Here is a 19,087-nt window from a genome sequence, read left to right on the forward strand (position 1 = left end):
ATGCAAGAAAATAGTCTTTTTACACTTTCAAGCACAAGACTTCCATTTGATCACTTCATCAGCGGTGCTTTAATCGCTGGTATGGGTGCAGCTGCACTTGGCTTTAGCGACTATCTAAATAATAGAGCGACTAAAAAAGATATCGCTAAAAAGATAGCAAAATACGCTGTAACAGGTGGTTTTGTAGGTGCTGTTGGCATTCATGCTTCAAATTTAATAGCACAAAAAAAATATCTAAATGCGGCAGCTTTTACAGCAGCTGGTATCGGCGGTCTTTTGATAGCAGAAAAACTAATAAAATTGGAGAGTAAATAATGAATAACCCTTACATTAATGAAGAAAACATAGCAAGTGAAACTGCAGCTAACAATGCAGCAGCTGCTCAGCCAAGCGCAATCGATAATGCAATAAACAATGCAGCTCAAAATTTACCATTTGTGCCTGAAAATTTTAATGCTGCTGGCTTTGTAAAAGGTCTAGTTTTAGGTGGTATCGCAGCTTATGTACTGACTAATCCAAAAGCACAAGAGTGCGTATTTAAAGCGATTATCAAAGGTGGCGAGCTTATAAATGCTGGCATAGAAGAACTAAAAGAGCGTTTTGAAGATGTCAAAGCAGAACTTGACTCACAAAAATAAGATCACTCTAGCTCACAAGAGTAAAAATAGAGCGAGGTTTATTTGCGAGAGCCTAAACGCTAGAAGCGACGTCAGCGCTATCGAGGCTGCGATCTCAGAGCGAACTGATGCACTAAGTGTTCGTGTAAATAAATACGCAAAAAGTATTATCGTTGAATACAATAAAAACTACGATAAAATTTTAAACTTTATAAAGAGCTATGAATTTCCAACAAAGGCTAAAGATCCAAATTTGCCAAGCAAGGCAAATATCTATAAGGCTGCTGCTGCACTTGGTATAACACCATTTATGAGCAATAAAACTCTAAAATCAGCCGTGACTCTTTATGCCACAGCGCCAAATTTAATAGAAGGTGCAAAAGAGCTAAGACATGAGGGCGTCACTTCAAAAGTGCTTGAGGCAACTGCCATTGGTACTAGCCTAGCAATGGGCGATCATTTAGCAGCAAATAGCACAAATTTGATGATAAATATCGGCGAATATATGGAAGAAAGTGCTAGTCACAAAAGCGATGATCTCATCAAAGAGCTAGCAAAACCAAATATCGAAGAAGTCTGGGTCGAGAGAAATTTAAATGGTGAAAAGACGCTTGAAAAAGTAAAAACCGAAAATTTAAAAAAGGGCGACATCGTAGTAGTTGGAGCTGGTGAGACGATAGGCGTTGATGGTTATATCGTTGAAGGTAACGCCGATGTAAATCAAGTCTCAATGACCGGAGAGGCTGAACCTATACCAAAAGCTAGAGGTGACCGTGTTATAAGTGGCACCGTGGTTGATGAAGGTAGGATAAAAATTTGGGCTGAAAATGTAGGTAGTGATACAGCAACAGCTAGGATCAAAGAGTACATACAAACTTCACTCAATGAAAAATCAGCCATTGGCGTAAAAGCGTTAAAACTAGCCGATAAACTTGTGCCTGTTACGCTCTCGCTTGCTGGACTTTCATACATTATAAATAAAAATATGAATAGTGTTGCTAGCGTACTTCAAGCGGACTACTCTTGCGCATTAAAGCTTGCTACACCAGTTGCTTTTAAATCAAGTATCTCAAAAGCAGGCAGAAATGGCATTCTTGTAAAAGGTGCAAAAGCGATCGAAGCTTTAAGCTCAGTTGACACTTTTGTATTTGACAAGACCGGCACTCTGACGCATGGACGCCTAAGCGTAGTTGAAATTTATTCATTTAAAGAGGGCTTTTCTCAAAATGATATATTAAATTTAACTGCAAGTGCCGAGGAGCACTACTTTCATCCAGTAGCCGAAGCAATAGTGGAAGCTGCAAATAAGCGTGGCTTCCACCATATTCATCACGATGAAGTTGAATTTATCGTAGCTCATGGCGTAAAAACTGCGATGCACGGCAAAGAGGTGGTTATAGGCAGTAGACACTTCTTGGAAGATGACGAGATGATAAGTTTTAAAGCTCATGAAGCTTTAATAAGCAAAGCATTAAATAGCGGCTTAACCTTACTCTACGTAGGATATGATAAAGAGCTAGTCGGCGTCATCGCTATGAAAGATGATATGAGAGAAAACGCAAAAGATATGGTTAAAAAGCTAAGAAGCCTTGGCGTAAAAGAGGTCGTCATGCTAAGCGGCGACATCAAAAGCAAGGCTGAAGAGGTGGCACGCGAGCTAGGGCTTGATAGGGTCTATGCAGAGTGCTTACCAACAGATAAAGCAGCTATCATCGAAGAGCTAAAGAGTGAGGGCAAAAAAGTAGCCTTTGTGGGAGATGGTATAAATGATGCTCCAAGCCTAACTAAGGCAAATGTGGGTATAAGTATGCACAAGGGTGCTGATATAGCTAAAGCGACGGCTGACATAAGTCTTTTAAAAGACGACATCATGAGCGTAGCTCTCGTAAAAGAGCTAGCAAATAAAACAATGGACTTAATTAGCTCAAATTTCCGCTCAACCGTCGGCGTAAACACAGCTATACTAAGTGCAGCGACACTTGGCATGTTAAATCCAATAGCAACTGCCATGCTTCATAATGGTACAACGATTTGGCTTTTATTAAATTCAATGAAGGGCGTAAAATTCAAATCAAAATAAATTTGAAAGGGTAGATGGTGCTTGATAGTTTCTTAAATTTTTTAAACGGTAAAATGGACGTAGCCAACGACTTTTTATATGGATATTTTTTAGTCATTATTCTTGTGGCTACGGGAATTTATTTTAGTTATTTGACTCGTTTTGTGCAGTTTAGGATGTTTTTTGAGGCTTGCAGAGTCTTAGTAGAAAAAAAAGACAAGTACAATAAGCACCATTTAACGCCATTTCAAGCACTTATGATCTCGACTGCTTCGCGCGTTGGAATAGGCAATATCGCTGGAATTTCAGCTGCTATCGCCGCAGGCGGTCCTGGTGCTCTTTTTTGGATGTGTTTGATGGCTTTTTTAGGATCAGCTTCGGCTTTTATAGAGAGCACACTTGCACAAATTTATAAGACAAAAGATGTTTTTGGGTTTAAAGGCGGTCCAGCTTATTACATCAAAAATGGCCTTGGCATAAAATGGCTGGCTTCGCTTTTTGCAGTAATCCTCATCATCACCTACGCATACGGCTTTAACGGCCTTCAAAGCTACACCATGACATCAGCCTTTGAAATTTACTACGACAAAGCTGGTAGCAATGTGAGCTTTGCACAAAGCGGTCTACCTGTTGGCATCGGCCTTATACTTACGGCATTTGCAGCGGTAATGTTTTTTAGTAAAAGTCACATCATCGGCAAAGTAAGCTCATACATCGTGCCTTTTATGGCACTTGCCTATATCTCATTAGCACTTATTGCTATCGTTTTAAATTTCAAAGAAATTCCTGATGTTATCAAGATGATCTTGGAAAATGCTTTTGATTTTAAAGCCATATTTGGCGGATTTGCCGGTAGCGTGATCGTAATAGGTATCAAAAGAGGCCTTTTCTCAAACGAAGCTGGCATGGGCTCAGCTCCAAACGCAGCAGCCGCAGCACATACTAGCCACCCAGTAAAACAAGGCCTAGTTCAAGCAATGGCAGTCTTTATAGACATGGCTATATGTATCGCTTCTGGTATGATCGTGCTATTTTCACAGGCATATCTTACGAAGCAAACTGGCTCAAGTGGCGAGGTGCTAACAGCACTTCCTCTCGTTCAAGCTGCAATGAAAGAGTATTTTGGTGAATTTGGAGTTCATTTTACCACTCTTGCAGTCGTACTTTTTGCCATCACTTCGCTTATTGGCAACTACTACTACGCTCAGGCAAATATGAAATTTTTAACCAAAAACCACAAGCTTACGTTGCTATTTAAGATAACGGCTGTCGTTATGATATTTATTGGTGCTCAAATGAATTTAAAGCTCGCTTGGAATATCGCTGATATCACAATGGCTGCAATGGCAACTATTAATATTATCGCTATATTCTTACTTTCAAAAGTAGTGATAATAGCAGTCAAAGACTACGAAGCTCAAAGAAAAGCTGGGATAAATCCAGAATTTGACCCAGAAAGTCTTGGCATCAAAAATACAAGTTGCTGGAATAAAAACTAAATGGAGAAGAATTTGAAAAACGATACAAAAATAAGTGGCAAACTACTTGACATAAATACTCACAGAAAGGTAGCAAAGGTCGGTATGGGCGTTACTTTAGCGACAGTTTGCTTAACGGCACTTTGCATGAATGGCAGAGGTATGAAAAAATTACACACAGTTTCAGGCATTGCATTTACTTGCTTTGCTCTTTATCATGCTGGGCTTTATGACAATGGAATCTTTAAAAAAATGATAATAAAAGCAAAAAATGAGGCAAAAAAGGCATAAAATGATACTTAGCGACGCAGAAATTCTAAGCTATATAAACGAAGATATACCTTACTTTGATCTTACTACGTCGCTTCAAAATATCGATAAAAAAGCCTTACTTGAAATTTATTCACGTGATGAAATTTGTGCTAGCTGCGTTGATGTAGCCGCAAGTGTTGCAAGGCTACTTGGGTGCGAGAGTAAAATTTTTGTGCAAAATTCTCAAATCTGCAAAGCTGGCGATGTGATCATAAAAATTTATGGAAACTATGAAAATGTGCATAAAGCTTGGAAGTTAGCTCAAGTCGTACTAGAATATGCCAGCGCCATCGCAACTTATACAAACAAAATGGTAAATGCCACAAAGTGCGTCAATGAAAAATGTGAAATTTTAGCAACCAGAAAGAGCTTTCCATTTGCTAAGAAATTTTGCGTAAAAGCCGTACTTGAAGGCGGTGGTGGCATCCATAGGCTTGGGCTTAGCGATAGTATTTTATTTTTTAAAAACCACATGAAAGCCTACGGTAGCTTTGATAAATTTTTATCGCATTTGCCAGAGTTTAAAGCAAAAATGGCTGAGCGAAAAGTATGCATTGAAGCTGAAAATTTAGACGAAGTAAGCAAGCTTTTAAAAGCAAATTGCGACGTCGTGCAGTGCGATAAATTTAGTCCAGAGCTCATCGAAAATGTACTCTCTTTAAGAGATGAGATTTCGCCAAATACCATTATCCTAGCAGCCGGTGGTATAAATTTATCAAATGCAAAAGATTACGCAAATGCCGATGCGATAGTAACATCAGCGATGTATTCAAAAGGCGTTGCTGATATCAGCACCAGACTTGAGATTTTGTAAATTTTTACAACGACGATACAGCAAAACATCTATCAAAGTTAAAAATTTACAGAAAATGCATTTTGGCTCTGGAATTTGAACGATACGCAACAAAAAATTAACATTTTTTATTTCAAATTTATCTCATAGCTACAAGCAAAAATACAAACTAATAAAGTTAAATTTTCTAATTTGTTTTCTCTAAAAAACAAGGACACTCATATCTTGCTTTACACCACGTGCATAAATTCAATTAAATTTTAAAATTTACAAACAAGTATATCACGCTTTTAAATTCAGTAACAAACGATAACGAGTGAGTAAAATTTAGAATTTGCCTAGAAATTTTCAAATTCCAGGCAAATTTCACTCAAATTTACTCTCTAACGACGTGTAAAAACTGCATGTGTTTGCGGTATTGCTCGATGACGTCGTTTATCAGCGTGGCCTCGCTCCAGCCAAGCACGTCATAGTCCTGACCGCCCTCTTTTAGATAGACCTCAGCTCTATAGTAAAGATCATCGCCGTCAAGCTCTCTGGTGTAGTCTGGGCTCTGACTTTTGGTGAGATAGACGCCATATCTAAAATCCATCTCATCGCCAAGCCCAACGTTTAAATTTACAAAATTTTCGCCATTTGTGACCTTTGCTTCAAGGCCGTTTTTGGCAAATTCCTCTTTTAGCTCATTAAACGCTTTTAGCACGACTTCGTTTAAAAATTTCTTGCCATCTTTCTTGCCTGGAAGCGTGATAATCGCACTTAGGCGCTCTTGCCACGGCTTTGAAAGATCACTAAGAGGCATATTACTAAAGTTATTTGTCTCTTTTTTGGTAACATCGACACGCAGCGCCTTAAATAGCCCGTAAATAGCGCCAAGTAGCACGATCGCAAATGGCAGTGCTGTGGTGATAGTAAGCGCTTGAAGTGAGGCAAGTCCGCCAGCTAGCATCAAAAATGCCGCCACGATGCCCACTGCAACGCCCCAAAAGACCTTTTGCCAAACTGGTGTATCGTCCTTACCGTTTGAGCAAAGCATGTTCATAACGATCGCTGCAGAGTCAGCTGAAGTGACGAAAAATATGACGATCATAAAGACTGCGATCACGCTTAGCACGCCTGAGAAGCTAAATTTTTCTAAAAACATAAATAGCGCTGAGGCTGAGTCAGAATTTACAGTCGTTGCTAGCTGGCTAAAGCCATTTTGCACGAGTGAGATCGCTGAGTTGCCAAAGAAGCTCATCCAAGCAAAAGTAAAGCCAGTCGGTACTAAAAGCACGCCTATGACGAATTCTCTTATCGTCCTGCCCTTTGAAATTTTGGCGATAAACAGCCCCACAAACGGCGACCAAGAGAGCCACCAAGACCAGTATAGCAGCGTCCAGCCGCCAAGCCAGCTATCATTTTGCTTCTCGTAGGCGTAAAGGTTAAATGTGTTTGAAATGAGCGTAGAGACGTAGTCGCCGCTGTTTTGCACAAACGACTTTAAAAGTTGTGTCGTATCGCCCAAAAATAGTATCAAAAACATAAAACATATAGCTAGCGCGATGTTTGCGTTTGATAAGATTTTGATGCCCTTATCCACGCCACTTGCCGCTGATATGGTTGCAGCCAAGCAAAGCACTATTAAAAGCGTGATGTGCATGGTCGGCAGCCCAAAAACGTGTGTAAGACCCGCATTTACCTGAAGTACACCATATCCAAGCGAGGTCGCCACACCAAAAAGTGTCGCCACAACGGCAAATGTGTCAATAGCATTGCCTATCTTGCCATAAATTTTATCGCCAATTATTGGATAAAACGCCGATCTAAGCGTGAGTGGCAAGCCGTGCCTATACGAGAAAAAAGCAAGTATTAACGCCACGATAGCATAAACCGACCATGCGCCCATGCCCCAGTGAAAAAAGGTGATATTCATCGCAAGCTTTTGCGCTGCGATAGTTTGCGCGTCGCCAACTGGTGGGTTTAGATAGTGCATGAGCGGCTCAGCCACACCAAAAAATACTAGCCCGATGCCCATGCCAGCAGCAAACAGCATAGAAAACCACGAGATATTTTTGTGCTCTGGCTTTACATGGTCAGCTCCAAGCTTGATCTCGCCAAGCTTACTAAAGCCAAGGATGATGACGCTAAGAAGTATGACGGCAACAGCAAGGATGTAAAACCAGCCAAATTTGGCCGCGATGTAGTTTTGCATACCTTTAAAAAACTCATTTGAGAAATTTGGGAATATCGCTGCAAATGCCGTTATTAAAACTATGATAACAAGCGATGGGATAAATACTGAATTGTTAAATTTTGACCTTTGAAATTTAAACATTTTTCTCCTTTTTTGTAAATTTCAGCTTCATTTCAAAATAACAAAAAAGAGTAAATGGGTCAAATTTTCTCTTTAAATTTTTATGAAATTTTAAGCTTTAGCCACCAAAAATAGCCACTTTGAAATTTATCTCAAGTCGCTTTTATCTCTCTTTGGTTTTGCAAGAGTTATTAGCACTATGACGACAAAAGCAATACCAAATGTGATATACAAAATGATCTTTGGCGAGTCATACTCTATCCTCGACCTTGCGACCTCTTCGCCGCTTGCCTCCACTAGCTCGCCGCGCTTTATCATCTGACTGATATCTTTTGCGCTAAGCTCTTTAGACGCTCTTGTTAAAATTTCAATTACGCTAAGATCAGCCACCTCATAAACGCTATGTCTAATACCATAAAATGGCTTTATACTGCTAAAAAAATAGACCTTATCGCCGTTTGCATAGACTGCGCCATACTCGCCATCTTTTACCAGCCCTATCTTGCGCCAAGATGAGCTTGGGGCAAATTTATATAAAGAGACGGTTTGTGCCACTAAGTGCCTGCCGTGCTTTGAGCGTTGCCACTCTTCGCCTTGCTGTAAAAAATACGCTGAACTCTCATCTACAAAAACGTCAGCATAGAGCCTTTTTAGCTCGCCTTTTAGCTGGTAGTCTGAAATTTTAGCTTGCTCGTTTTTACTGCCATCCCAAAAGTAAATTCCATCTTTGCTTGCAAAAAGAGGCCAAAAAGAGTGCACGTTATCCACGCTATAAATGGCGCTATAAGGCATATTTTGAGCGCTAAATTTGAACTCATTTGCAAACACCGCACCACTTTTTGGCTCAAAAAGATATTCTATATCGTGCTTAGCATCGTAGCAAATCCGGCGCGTCTCATCTGAGTAGCTTGCATCAAGCCTATAAAAGCCCATAAACAAGCTTTTGCCATCTGTGTAATATCCGCTAGCAGCGCCACTTTCTGTCGTGATGTATCTTAGCTCGCTAGAATCTGCGTCAAGCTTTTCGCCCTTGTAGTAAAGCGTAGCTCCATCTCTTGCAAAGCCAGCGTCAAATATGGGCTCTAAATTTGTGCTTTCAACCCTTTTTGTCCTGTAAAAATAAGGGCTATCATCGTAGCTTTTTATAAAGATGTGAGCAAGGTTTTTCATAATGGCACTAAATTCGCTAAATCCTGGCTCTTTCTCGCTTCTAGTAGCGCAATAATAGCTTATCTTGCCATCACTTATATAGCCATTACCAAGCACTTTTGTGCTTTTTGGATCAAGACCTGGCAAAATTTCTCTAGTGCAATAGACATGATTTTTATCAGCCGCCACATTTGAGTAGTCGTATGCGTGTTTTAGCTTTAAGACCCTAAAACTAGCCTTATGAGCGCCTTTTAGCTCATACTTGCCACTACCTGAAATTTGAACGTAAATTTTACCCTCAGGCGAGCGGTAAAACTCGCTATTATCAATGTTTGCAAAGCTTCTTTGATACTCGCCCTCATGCCATAGATAAAGCATCGCCAAAACAAAAAATAGCGTCAAGATGACTAAAAAATAAACAAACCTAATAGTAATTTTTCTCATTATCTATAATCATCCACCCTTTTTTTAAGCTCGTTTTTTTGCTTTTTGTTTTTAAAAATAGCGCCAACCACCGAGACTATAAACGCAATAGCTAAAAATATCCAGTAGGCATATTTTTGCGAATACTCATCAAAGTCGCTTATCGCATCGATCACCACCTCGCCCTCAGCTGGCACCATAGCGCCTTGATCTACCATTTTTACTATCTCATCTAGTTTTAAATTCTTAACATTTGAGCCATAAGGACGAGTGAGAATTTCAACCACACCAAGGTCGTTTATATCATAAACGCTGCTGTTAAAATGCCAGCCGTAGCCGACGTTATCAAAATAATAGGTCTTATCGTCGTTTGCATAGACCGCTCCGTAGCTATCGTTTCTTACAAAGCCGATCTTTCGCCACTGCTCTTTTGTATCAAGCATTACGATGCAAGTGTGGCGTGAGCTTAGGCTGTGGTTATTTTTTGTGTTATGCCAAATTTCATAGGTTTTTAAAAAATATGTCTTGCCATCACTTATTACCACGTCGCCATATAGCGGCGTTATCTCGCCTTTAAATGGATCATCTCCGTCCCTTACAAACTCGCCCTCATCTATGCTGTTATACCACTGCCACTTTCGCTCCCAGTGATAGATCCCACCTTTACCGCGAAAAAGAGCGTGATAGGCGTGCTTATCTTCTAGGTTAAACAGTGGCTCGTATGGGGCAAATTTTGGGTCAAATTCATGGTCATTTGCATAGACCATGCCGCTACTTGGCTCATAAAGATAGTGAATGCGCCATATCTCGCCGATATCACGCATTTGCGGGCTAAATTTGATCCCTAGTTTTGTGCTGTCATAATAGACATTTTCCCCATCAGTCGTAAAATGCACGCTCTTTCTGCCAGATACCTGCTCGATATAACGCATCTTGCTGGCATTTGCGCCATCTAGCTCTTTACCCTCATGATAGACCTTTACTCCGTCACTCGCGTAGCCAAAGCCCAAGATCGCTGCTAAATTTGCGTTATCAACCTGCCTAAATTTATAGATATGAGTTTGCGCTTTTGGTGTGTTAAACATTTTGTGCGAGAAGATGTCCCAAAACTCTTTAAGTGCGGAAATTTCGAGGTTTGTCTCGCTTACGCTATCGCAAAAATATGTAATCTTGCCGTCACCAAAATAGCCATTGCCAAGCGCTCTAACGCCATTTGGATCAAGCCCACTCATCACGAGGTTACCGCAATATACAGCCTCATCGCTAGCGCCAACGTTTCTGTTGTCGTATTTGCCGGTGTCAATGTATCTAAATTTACTGGCCCTCACGCCTATTAGCTCAAATTTACCGCCACTTGGCACCATGGCATAGACTTTGCCATCTTTGACGTAAAAAAAGCTATTATTTAGCTCTTTACTATCGCCAATGTCGTCATCTAAAATAGTAGTCAAACCAAAGATAAAAAAGTAGGTAGCAAAAAATATCACAACAATGGCGATTATTACAGAGATTAGCGGATGTTTTTTTAGCATTTTAGCCCCATTTCAAACAAATTTAGCGACCTTATCAAGCCACAAACCTTTCATACATTTAAATTTCAAAGTTCTATCCAAATATAAAATATCTAAATATCATAAGCCTAATATATGCAGATTTGCCCATCCAAAATAGAAAACAAGTGGCTGCTAACATAACAAAAAGCCTATAAATGCTAAATTCCAACGTGATCCCATAATAGATAACCCCCAAAGAAATAAAACAAAGATACAAGGCAACAAGCAAAAAGAATAAATTTTCTATCCTTGCAAAAAACCCTGACTCTTCGCTGCTTTTTGCGATTAGCCTAATTGTCTCTATCTTATTTAAAAATCCAACCCTCTTATATTTTATCCGGACTAGATCACCTACTTCATAATTTATATATTTTAGGCGAAAATGTCTCACTAAACCTCATCTTATCAACGATAATACTAAGGCTTACAACAGAATTTTTCTAACAACTCTCGTATTTAGCGCGCTTATCCTACCGATCTTTTTCAAGCTACTCTAGCTCCTCGGCGATCTCAAGCACTTCAAAATACTCATTTTCTAGGCTTTCTAGCTCAGCTTTTGCCTTTTCAAGCTCTTCATAAAGCTTAGTTAGTCCCACTTCTTGATAAATTTTTGGATCGCTAAGCTCCTCGTTTAGCTCGGTCACTCTTGCTTCAAGGGCCGAAATTTTATCTGGATATGTATTTAAAATTTGCGTTTGTTTGTAGCTTAGTTTTACGCCGGTTTTGCTCTTTTGCTTGGCTTCATTTTGGTTATTTGCAAGCTCTTTTTCAAATTTATCAAGCTCTTTTAGCTCATCTTCAAGCTCCAAATAGACGCTATATTCTTCATGCAAGACATTTATCTTTGTGCCCTCAAACGCCCAAAGTTTATTTGCCATCTTATCGACAAAATACCTATCGTGACTTACTAGTAAGATCGCTCCCTCAAAGCTTTGCAAGTAGTCTTCTAAGATATTAATAGTTGCGATGTCAAGATCGTTTGTCGGCTCGTCAAGCACCAGCACATCGTAGGTTTTTGTAAAAAGAAGCGCAAGTGCCACGCGGTTTTTCTCGCCGCCACTTAAAACGCCTATCTTTTTATCCAGAAATTCCTTTGGGAAGAGAAAATTTTTAAGATAGCCATAAACATGCATATTTCGTCCACGAACTAGCACGTGATCGCCGCCATTTGGGCAAAACGTCTCTATTAGGCTTTTATCATCATCAAGGACATTTCTAGCTTGATCAAAGTAGCCGATGCTCACCTCGCCTCTTTTTATCTCTCCACTACTTGGCTTTTCAAGTCCTAGTAAAATTTTAAGCAAAGTGCTCTTGCCACTGCCGTTACGCCCCACAATGGCGATCCTCTCGCCCTGCAAGACCCTTGCGTCAAATTTCTCAAAAAGCACTTTGCCGTCTATGCTTTTGCTTAAATTTTTAAACTCGAAGAGCATTTTTTTGCGGTTTTGGCTCTGCGTTTGGTTGAAATTTTTACTCGCACGCTCCAGCTCAAGTCTCACACGCCTTATCACGCCTGGGTTTTTCTTGGCTTCTTCTCGCATAGCAAGCACCCGCTCTTTTCTACCCTCGTTTCGCTTTAGCCTAGCTTTCACGCCTCTTCTTAGCCACTCCTCTTCAGCCTTTAGCTGTTTTAGCAGAGTCTCATGCGACTTTGCAAGGCTTGCTAAAATTTCCTCTTTTTTGGTTAGATAGTTTGCATATCCACCCTCGAAATTTTTTAAGCTTGCATCCTCGACCTCAACGCACCTGGTTGCCAGCGCATCGATAAAATACCTATCGTGGCTTATGAAAACTATACTTTGATTTGAGCTCTTTAGCATATCTTCAAGAAATTTGACCATGTAAACATCAAGGTGGTTTGTCGGCTCATCAAGCAGCAGCACATCTGGCTTTTTAAGGATGAGCGCACCCAGTGCCACGCGTCTGATCTCGCCGCCACTTAGCGAGCAAATGGGTCTATTTTCATACTCTTTTAGCTTAAATTCTTGCAAAATTCGCTCGATCTTATGCTCGATATTCCAGCCATCCTTTGCCTCTATAAACTTTAATAGTCTCTCTTGCTCTTTTAAAATTTCTTTGTTCTCTGGGTCATTTGCTAGCAAGACGCCACTTTTTTCATACTCGCTTATCGCATCAAATATCTCTTTTAGCTCATTATTTAGTGCCTGCCTTACGGTAAAAGTCGCGTTAAAATTTGGAGTTTGAGCTAGCATCTCGACGCTTATTAAGTTTTGCACTATGCGTCTGCCACTATCTACTGCCACTTCGCCAGAGATGATCTTCATAAGCGTGCTTTTACCGCTGCCGTTTTTACCGATGATCGCTATTTTTTCATTTTCATTTACACTAAAATTTACAGCGTTTAAAATCTCATTTGCGCCAAATTTTTTACTTACGTCTATCAGGTCGATTAATGCCATTTTTCTCTCATTTTTTAAATTTCTCGCGATTATATCAAAAAGGGAGCTAAAACCTAATTTTGGCTATAATCGCCAAAATTTTTAAAATAATTAAGGAAAATTTAATGAACTTATCTATGAGAAAACTCGTAGTTCCGATATTTTTGGATATGTTTTTACACTTCATTACGCTTATCATCAACACCTACATGGTTACAAAAGTGAGCGTACATCTTGTGGGTGCCATGGGTGCAGGTAATCAGGTGATGGATCTTTTTATGACTATTTTTAACTTTCTAAGTATCGGCTGCTCGGTCGTCGTCGCACAAGCCTTGGGAGCTAAAAAGAACGATCTTGCCTCAAACGTTATACACGCAAGTATCACGTCAAATACGCTCTTTGGTATCTTCTCGGCTACCATTATCTACGTCTTTGGCTACAACATCTTAAATTTACTAAACGTGCCAAAAGAGCTTATAAATGATAGCTTCTCATATCTTCATATCCTTGGCTTTGCCCTACTTTTTGATGGTATCGGCATGGTGCTAGCTGCAGTACTTCGTGTTTATAACCTAGCAACTGCTGTTATGCTAACTTCGATTTTAATGAACGTAATTACGATTTTAGGCAACGCTATCTCCCTTTTTGGCTGGTTTAATCTGCCAAATTTAGGTCTGCAAGGAGTCGCTATCTCGACACTTGTTGGCAGATTAGTAGGCATTTTTGTGCTAGCTTATATGCTAAGTCAAAAGGCAAAAGTTAAAATTTACTTTAAAAAGCTACTTGTCGTGCCATTTGAAATTTTAAAGAAAATCCTCTCAATCGGCCTTCCAAGCGCAGGCGAAAATTTACTCTGGATGGCGCAATACATGGTCGCTTTTGGCTTTGTGGCAAGCATGGGCGAGGCTAGCCTTAGCGTGCAGACCATTTACTTCCAGATCACGCTTCTTATCTTGCTTTGTGGAGCGAGCATTAGCGTGGCAAACGAGGTCATTGTAGGACATTTAGTTGGAGCAAGCGAGTTTAACGAGGCCTACACAAGGACATTTAGGGCGCTAAGACTTGGAGTTTTTATAACGCTTGTAGTCGTGCTTATAGCTTATGCGCTAAAGTATCAAATCATGGACGCACTGAATTTAAACGAAAATTTACGTGCGATCATGCTACCGCTTTTTACACTTTCGATATTTCTTGAAGCTGGCAGAACCTTTAACATAGTCATCGTAAATGCCCTTCGCGCAAGTGGTGATGCAAAATTTCCACTAGCAACTGGGCTTATCTTTATGTGGGGGCTTTCGCTGCCACTTGGATATTTTTTAGGCATCTATCTTGGCTGGGGAATTATCGGCGTTTGGATAGGATTTTGTGCTGATGAATGGCTAAGGGGCCTTGCAAATACGTGGCGTTGGAGAAGCAAAAAATGGCAAGAAAAACGCCTAGTTTAAAGCAAAAGAGCATAAATTTAGACTTTTATGGACTAAGCGTTTTAATAAATTTTAAAACAAATGTAAAATCCATGCGTTTAAAAGTTGGCAAGGACGCTAAGATCACACTATCTATGCCATTTTACAGCACACAAAAGATGGCTCTTAGCTTTCTTGAGATGCACAGATTTTGGCTTGAAAATACTTACAAAAAAGCTCTTGCAAATTTACCAAAAGATGATGAGATGAAATTTCTTGGGCAAGTTTATAAGATAAAATTTGATGAAAATTTTAAAGAGCCATTTTTTGATGGCGAGTTTGTCTTTACGCCAAATTTAAAAAGCCTTGAGTGTTTTAAAAAAGTAAGAGCAAAAGAGCTATTTTTAGAGCTTGTAAGCCATTTTCAGCCTTTTATAAATAAACCAATCAAGCGCATCGTCATACGAAATAGCAAAACTCGCTGGGGTAGTTGCAACCACAAAAAAAGCTACATAAACCTAAGCCTAAGACTCATAGAAAAGCCGCTCTCAGCCGTGCGCTACGTCGTTCTTCACGAGCTAACACACCTACTCTATCCGCATCATCAAAAAAGTTTTTACGATTTTATAGAAAAAATCATGCCTGATTATAGAAAGCAAGAGCAAATTTTAAAAGCGTAATTATTTTTCATCAAGTAAGTGTAAATTTAATATGATAAAATTGCGAGAAATTTTACAAAAGGAAATTTAAATGAAAAAAATGATTCTTGTATCGCTTTTAGCTGCTTGTGCTTTCGCAGGCGATTTTGAAGATGGCTTAAAAGCGTATGCTGGTTCAAATTTTAAAGAAGCTTTGGCTAAATTTGAAGCAGGATGTTTGGCAAATGACGTAAAATCTTGCGTAAAAGTTGGAGCGATTTACCAACTAGGAAAAACAGCTCTACCTAATCCAAGCAAGGCCTTAGAGTACTATAATAAAGCTTGCGAAGCTGGTGAGGTTGAAGGTTGCTCGGCAGCTGGTGGACTTTATCTAAACACTGAGCCGCAAAAAGCAAGAGAACTTTTTAACAAAGCTTGTGATAAGAATGATGGATATTCTTGTGAGATGGTAGGTTCTATCTTGATAGAAGCTAAAGAATTTAAAAAAGCTTATGAATTTTTAGTAAAAGGCTGCGAATTAGGCGATAAGATGTCTTGCGAATTTGCAGGCGATCTAAGACGCTCAAAACAACTATAATTTTTAGGCTTTCGAGCCTAAAAATTTCTTATTTAATTTATTACACCAATATCCTTAAACAAAAAATCCTAAAAAACACTTATTTTAAATAGAAATTACTCAAAGTATAAAGGTAGTCTAAAAATTTATATTAGAAATTTAGGCAAGAGTGCTCTTGCCTAAGATTAGATTATTTTTATTTGATCAAGTGGTTTGTCTTTAATGCCCCATTGAGTCATAAAAACAAATCCATAAAGTACAGCAGCTACGATATAAGCAGTATATTCGTTTGGTATAAGATTAAATTTCACACATATATTTGGTACAAGAGCTAGTGGCACAACAGGGATCAAAAGAATACGCTCCCAAATTCTAAGCTTTGTGACATAGTAGCCTTGAAGTAAGCTTGAAAAAGCAAACATTCCCACGATCGCCATACCAAAGACAAGTAAAATTTCAAGTGGATTGCTCATCCAGATTATTCCTTTTGAATCAAGCGGGTCGCCCTCATTTACGCTTTCTATTAGCATAAGTTTGTTGTTAAAGAAAAAGGCAAATGGCAAGATCGCCGTTCTTAGATCGTAAAAGAATCCTTGAACGCCAACGGTTATAGGATTCGCTTTGGCGATACCAGCTGCTGCATAAGCTGCGATGCCAACTGGTGGCGTGTCATCAGCTAAAATTCCAAAGTAAAAGACAAAAAGATGCACAGCAATGGCTGGGATTAAAAAGCCATTTTTGTGCGCCAAAAATAAAATAACAGGTGCCACAAGGCTTGAAACTACGATGTAATTTGCCGTCGTTGGAAGACCCATTCCTAGTATAAGTGACATCATCGCAGTAAGAAGCAATATCATAACTATATTATCACCAGCAAGTAACTCAACTAAATCTGAAAGTACTTGACCAAGGCCAGTTAGAGAGATAGAACCCACGATGATACCTGCAAGTGCGGTTGCAATGGCGATCGTTGTCATACTTTTTGCGGCTGCGACCATCGCCCAAAATATATCTTCAAAGCCTATTAATACATCATTTATTCCAACTTTTTCGCCACTTGCTAGTTTTTTAACTGGCTCTTGAAAGATCATTATTAAAAATAAAAATCCAATCGCATTAAACGCCGCAGCGATAGCTGACTCTTTTGCGATTAATAGTGTATAAAGCAAAATTAAAATCGGAGTTATATAGTGAAGTCCGCTTACAAAAATTTTAAATCTTGAGTGAAACTCGCTTTGGTTTATACCTTTTAAACCAAGCTTCACACTCTCTAAATGCACGATGAAAAATAGCGACAAATAGCACGCAAATGCAGGAATAACCGCTGCCATCATAACATTTGTATATGTCATACCCAAAAACTCAGCTATGATAAAAGCAGCCGCACCCATGATAGGTGGCATGAGCTGTCCGTTTACGCCAGCAGCAACCTCGATAGCACCGGCTTTTGTACGTGAAAGACCAGCCTTTTTCATAAGTGGTATGGTAAATGTACCAACGGTTACGACGTTTGCTGTGGAGCTGCCTGAGACCATGCCTGTTAGGCCACTTGCGATGACCGAGGCCTTAGCCGGACCGCCTCTATATTTTCCAAGAAGAGAGAAAGCTAAATTTATGAAATATTGCCCAGCACCTGCCCTCTCAAGCAATGAGCCAAAAAGAACAAAAAGATAGATAAAACTAACGCTAACTCCGATAGGCACACCAAAGACACCCTCAGTTGTCAAAAACATATGGCCTGCGATCTTTTCAAAGCTGGCACCCTGATGAGCGATGATGTCTGGCATATAAGGGCCAAAGTGATCATATATTAAAAATAATATACAAATAATTGGAAGTGCTGGCCCCATTACGCGCCTACCAGCCTCAAGCAAGACAATGATCGCCAAAAACGATATTACGATATCTTGTGTGATGTAGTCCCCTGTCCTATCAGCTAGCTCATAAAAATAAACAGCTGGATAAAGCACGGCTACAACGCCTACCACACAAAAGACCAGATCGTAAAATGGCAAACTAGAATGTGCCTTTTTATGAAAAGTGACTGGGTAGAGTAAAAATACAAGCCCAACCGCAAAGGCTAAGTGTATCGAGCGCGAAATGTTGGTATTTAGTGGAAAATAAGCTATGTAAAGCTGAAAAACTGACCAAGAAAAGCATACGATCGCAATGAAATAGTTGTAAAAATTGCTATTTATCTCCCTTGTTTTTACTTCGACAAATTGTTCTTCGTTGTCTTTGACTTCGTTCATCTCTCTCCTTTAAAATTTAAATATATAAATTTAGAAAAAATTTGCATATTTAAATTTTATCCAGAGGCAAAAGCCCCTGGAAATGGATTATTTTAAAATACCAGCCTCTTTAAATGCAGCCTCTGCAGCTGGGTGAAGCGGAGCTGAAAGACCTTGAACAAGATCTTCTTTGTTTACTGATTTTAGCGCTGGGTGAAGAGTTTTATACTCATCAAAGTTGTCTAAAATAGCTTTTATCACAGCTTTTACAGCCTCGTCCTTTGTATCTTTATTAGTTACTAAAACAGCTTTTACACCGATAGTATTTACATCGTGATCGACGCCATCATATGAGCCTTTTGGGATCACACCTTTTGCGAAGTATGGCTTCTCTTTAAGAAGATTATCAATCTCGCTGCCTTCGATATTTAGGATATCGATCGGCAAAGATGTCGCAGCATCAGTGATGTTTGCGGTTGGGTGGCCGACAACAAAGCTGTATCCGTCTATCTTTTTATCTTTTAGTGCGTGTGGGCATTCACCAACTGTTAAAACGCCGCGGTAGCCTAGTTTTGAAACGTCAAAGCCCTTTGCTTTAAAGACTTCAAGTGTACTCACTTCGTTGCCACTGCCTGGATTTCCGACGTTGTATTTTTTGCCTGCAAATGAAGCAAGATCGCTTGTTAGACCGCTATCTTTTGCCACAACAAATGCAAGAAGCTCAGGATAGATCGCAACTACTGAGCGTAAATTTTCATCTTTCGCTCCGTCAAATTTGCCAGTACCGTTAAATTTATCATAGACAACATCGCTTTGAACAAAGCCAAATGTAAGCTCTTTTTTCAAAACGTTATTCACGTTATAGACTGAGCCGCCAGTTGATTGGACTGAGCATTTTACATTAGTATTTTTGTTTGCTAAACGGCAAATCGCTCCACCTATCGGATAATAAGTGCCTGTCATGCCGCCAGTACCGATACTGATAAATTCTTTTGCTGAAAGAGTTGTTGCTAAAAGCAAGCCAGCAAGTGCCAAAGAAGTAGTTTTCATCTAAGATCCTTTCAAGAAATTTAAGGCTATTTTATTCTATAAATTTAGCTTTTTACCTTATTTGATATGATATTTTCATGCCGTTTTAGTAAAGTTGCAACCATTCTAC

At 39.5% G+C, this 19,087-nt stretch carries 16 protein-coding genes; 9 read left to right on the forward strand and 7 right to left on the reverse strand.

Going from position 1 to position 19,087, the window contains the following annotated elements:
• Genes CVT17_RS05580 through modD form a run of 6 tightly spaced genes read left to right on the forward strand, consistent with a single transcriptional unit; the run spans nucleotide 1 to nucleotide 5,280 of the window.
• The gene (locus CVT17_RS05580) at nucleotides 1–315 is read left to right on the forward strand and encodes a hypothetical protein (protein ID WP_103589312.1); all 315 of its coding nucleotides are present in this window, start codon (nucleotides 1–3) and stop codon (nucleotides 313–315) included.
• Nucleotides 315–638, forward strand: coding sequence for an oxidoreductase (locus CVT17_RS05585; protein WP_107770248.1), 324 nt, complete (start codon nucleotides 315–317; stop codon nucleotides 636–638). The genes CVT17_RS05580 and CVT17_RS05585 overlap by 1 nt, the downstream gene beginning before the upstream one ends.
• Nucleotides 622–2,697, forward strand: a complete 2,076-nt coding sequence (locus CVT17_RS05590) for a heavy metal translocating P-type ATPase (protein WP_107696246.1) — start codon at nucleotides 622–624, stop codon at nucleotides 2,695–2,697. Before CVT17_RS05585 ends, CVT17_RS05590 begins: the two co-directional genes overlap by 17 nt.
• A gap of 14 nt (nucleotides 2,698–2,711) precedes the next feature.
• Nucleotides 2,712–4,175: an alanine/glycine:cation symporter family protein gene (locus CVT17_RS05595; protein WP_230853275.1), complete on the forward strand. Its 1,464-nt coding sequence runs from the start codon at nucleotides 2,712–2,714 to the stop codon at nucleotides 4,173–4,175.
• A 12-nt stretch (nucleotides 4,176–4,187) separates the two neighbouring features.
• Complete coding sequence (locus tag CVT17_RS05600) at nucleotides 4,188–4,445, forward strand: helicase (RefSeq protein WP_103625175.1); 258 nt, start codon at nucleotides 4,188–4,190, stop codon at nucleotides 4,443–4,445.
• Between the two features lies 1 nt (nucleotide 4,446).
• Complete coding sequence (modD, locus tag CVT17_RS05605; protein WP_107770246.1) at nucleotides 4,447–5,280, forward strand: ModD protein; 834 nt, start codon at nucleotides 4,447–4,449, stop codon at nucleotides 5,278–5,280.
• Between the two features lie 355 nt (nucleotides 5,281–5,635).
• On the opposite strand, the gene CVT17_RS05610 is transcribed toward modD, so the two are convergent.
• The 5 genes from CVT17_RS05610 to abc-f all read right to left on the reverse strand — a co-directional run bounded on the left by CVT17_RS05610 (nucleotide 5,636) and on the right by abc-f (nucleotide 13,100).
• A complete protein-coding gene (locus CVT17_RS05610) occupies nucleotides 5,636–7,576 on the reverse strand; it encodes a BCCT family transporter (protein WP_107859008.1) in 1,941 nt (646 codons plus the stop codon).
• A gap of 126 nt (nucleotides 7,577–7,702) precedes the next feature.
• Complete coding sequence (locus CVT17_RS05615; RefSeq protein ID WP_107770244.1) at nucleotides 7,703–9,148, reverse strand: DKNYY domain-containing protein; 1,446 nt, start codon at nucleotides 9,146–9,148, stop codon at nucleotides 7,703–7,705.
• Nucleotides 9,148–10,659, reverse strand: coding sequence for a DKNYY domain-containing protein (locus CVT17_RS05620; protein WP_107859007.1), 1,512 nt, complete (start codon nucleotides 10,657–10,659; stop codon nucleotides 9,148–9,150). The genes CVT17_RS05615 and CVT17_RS05620 overlap by 1 nt, the downstream gene beginning before the upstream one ends.
• Before the next feature lie 73 nt (nucleotides 10,660–10,732).
• The gene (locus CVT17_RS05625; protein WP_196373556.1) at nucleotides 10,733–11,071 is read right to left on the reverse strand and encodes a hypothetical protein; all 339 of its coding nucleotides are present in this window, start codon (nucleotides 11,069–11,071) and stop codon (nucleotides 10,733–10,735) included.
• A 97-nt stretch (nucleotides 11,072–11,168) separates the two neighbouring features.
• Nucleotides 11,169–13,100 (reverse strand): ribosomal protection-like ABC-F family protein, encoded by a 1,932-nt coding sequence (gene abc-f, locus CVT17_RS05630; protein ID WP_107859006.1) that lies wholly within the window; start codon nucleotides 13,098–13,100, stop codon nucleotides 11,169–11,171.
• Between the two features lie 104 nt (nucleotides 13,101–13,204).
• Between abc-f and CVT17_RS05635 the strand changes: the two genes are divergently transcribed.
• The 3 genes from CVT17_RS05635 to CVT17_RS05645 all read left to right on the forward strand — a co-directional run bounded on the left by CVT17_RS05635 (nucleotide 13,205) and on the right by CVT17_RS05645 (nucleotide 15,718).
• Nucleotides 13,205–14,524 (forward strand): MATE family efflux transporter, encoded by a 1,320-nt coding sequence (locus tag CVT17_RS05635; RefSeq protein ID WP_107859005.1) that lies wholly within the window; start codon nucleotides 13,205–13,207, stop codon nucleotides 14,522–14,524.
• A complete protein-coding gene (locus tag CVT17_RS05640; RefSeq protein WP_196373557.1) occupies nucleotides 14,500–15,162 on the forward strand; it encodes a M48 family metallopeptidase in 663 nt (220 codons plus the stop codon). Before CVT17_RS05635 ends, CVT17_RS05640 begins: the two co-directional genes overlap by 25 nt.
• A gap of 70 nt (nucleotides 15,163–15,232) precedes the next feature.
• Nucleotides 15,233–15,718, forward strand: a complete 486-nt coding sequence (locus CVT17_RS05645; RefSeq protein WP_021091236.1) for a tetratricopeptide repeat protein — start codon at nucleotides 15,233–15,235, stop codon at nucleotides 15,716–15,718.
• Between the two features lie 164 nt (nucleotides 15,719–15,882).
• On the opposite strand, the gene CVT17_RS05650 is transcribed toward CVT17_RS05645, so the two are convergent.
• Both CVT17_RS05650 and CVT17_RS05655 read right to left on the reverse strand, forming a co-directional pair.
• Nucleotides 15,883–17,949 carry a TRAP transporter permease gene (locus tag CVT17_RS05650; RefSeq protein WP_103619015.1) on the reverse strand — a complete coding sequence of 689 codons (2,067 nt, stop codon included), beginning with the start codon at nucleotides 17,947–17,949 and terminating at the stop codon, nucleotides 15,883–15,885.
• 87 nt (nucleotides 17,950–18,036) lie between these two features.
• Nucleotides 18,037–18,978, reverse strand: a complete 942-nt coding sequence (locus CVT17_RS05655) for a TAXI family TRAP transporter solute-binding subunit (RefSeq protein WP_072594373.1) — start codon at nucleotides 18,976–18,978, stop codon at nucleotides 18,037–18,039.
• Between the last annotated feature and the right edge of the window lie 109 nt (nucleotides 18,979–19,087).

This window comes from Campylobacter concisus (genome assembly GCF_003048775.2).
GTDB lineage: Bacteria > Campylobacterota > Campylobacteria > Campylobacterales > Campylobacteraceae > Campylobacter_A > Campylobacter_A concisus_I.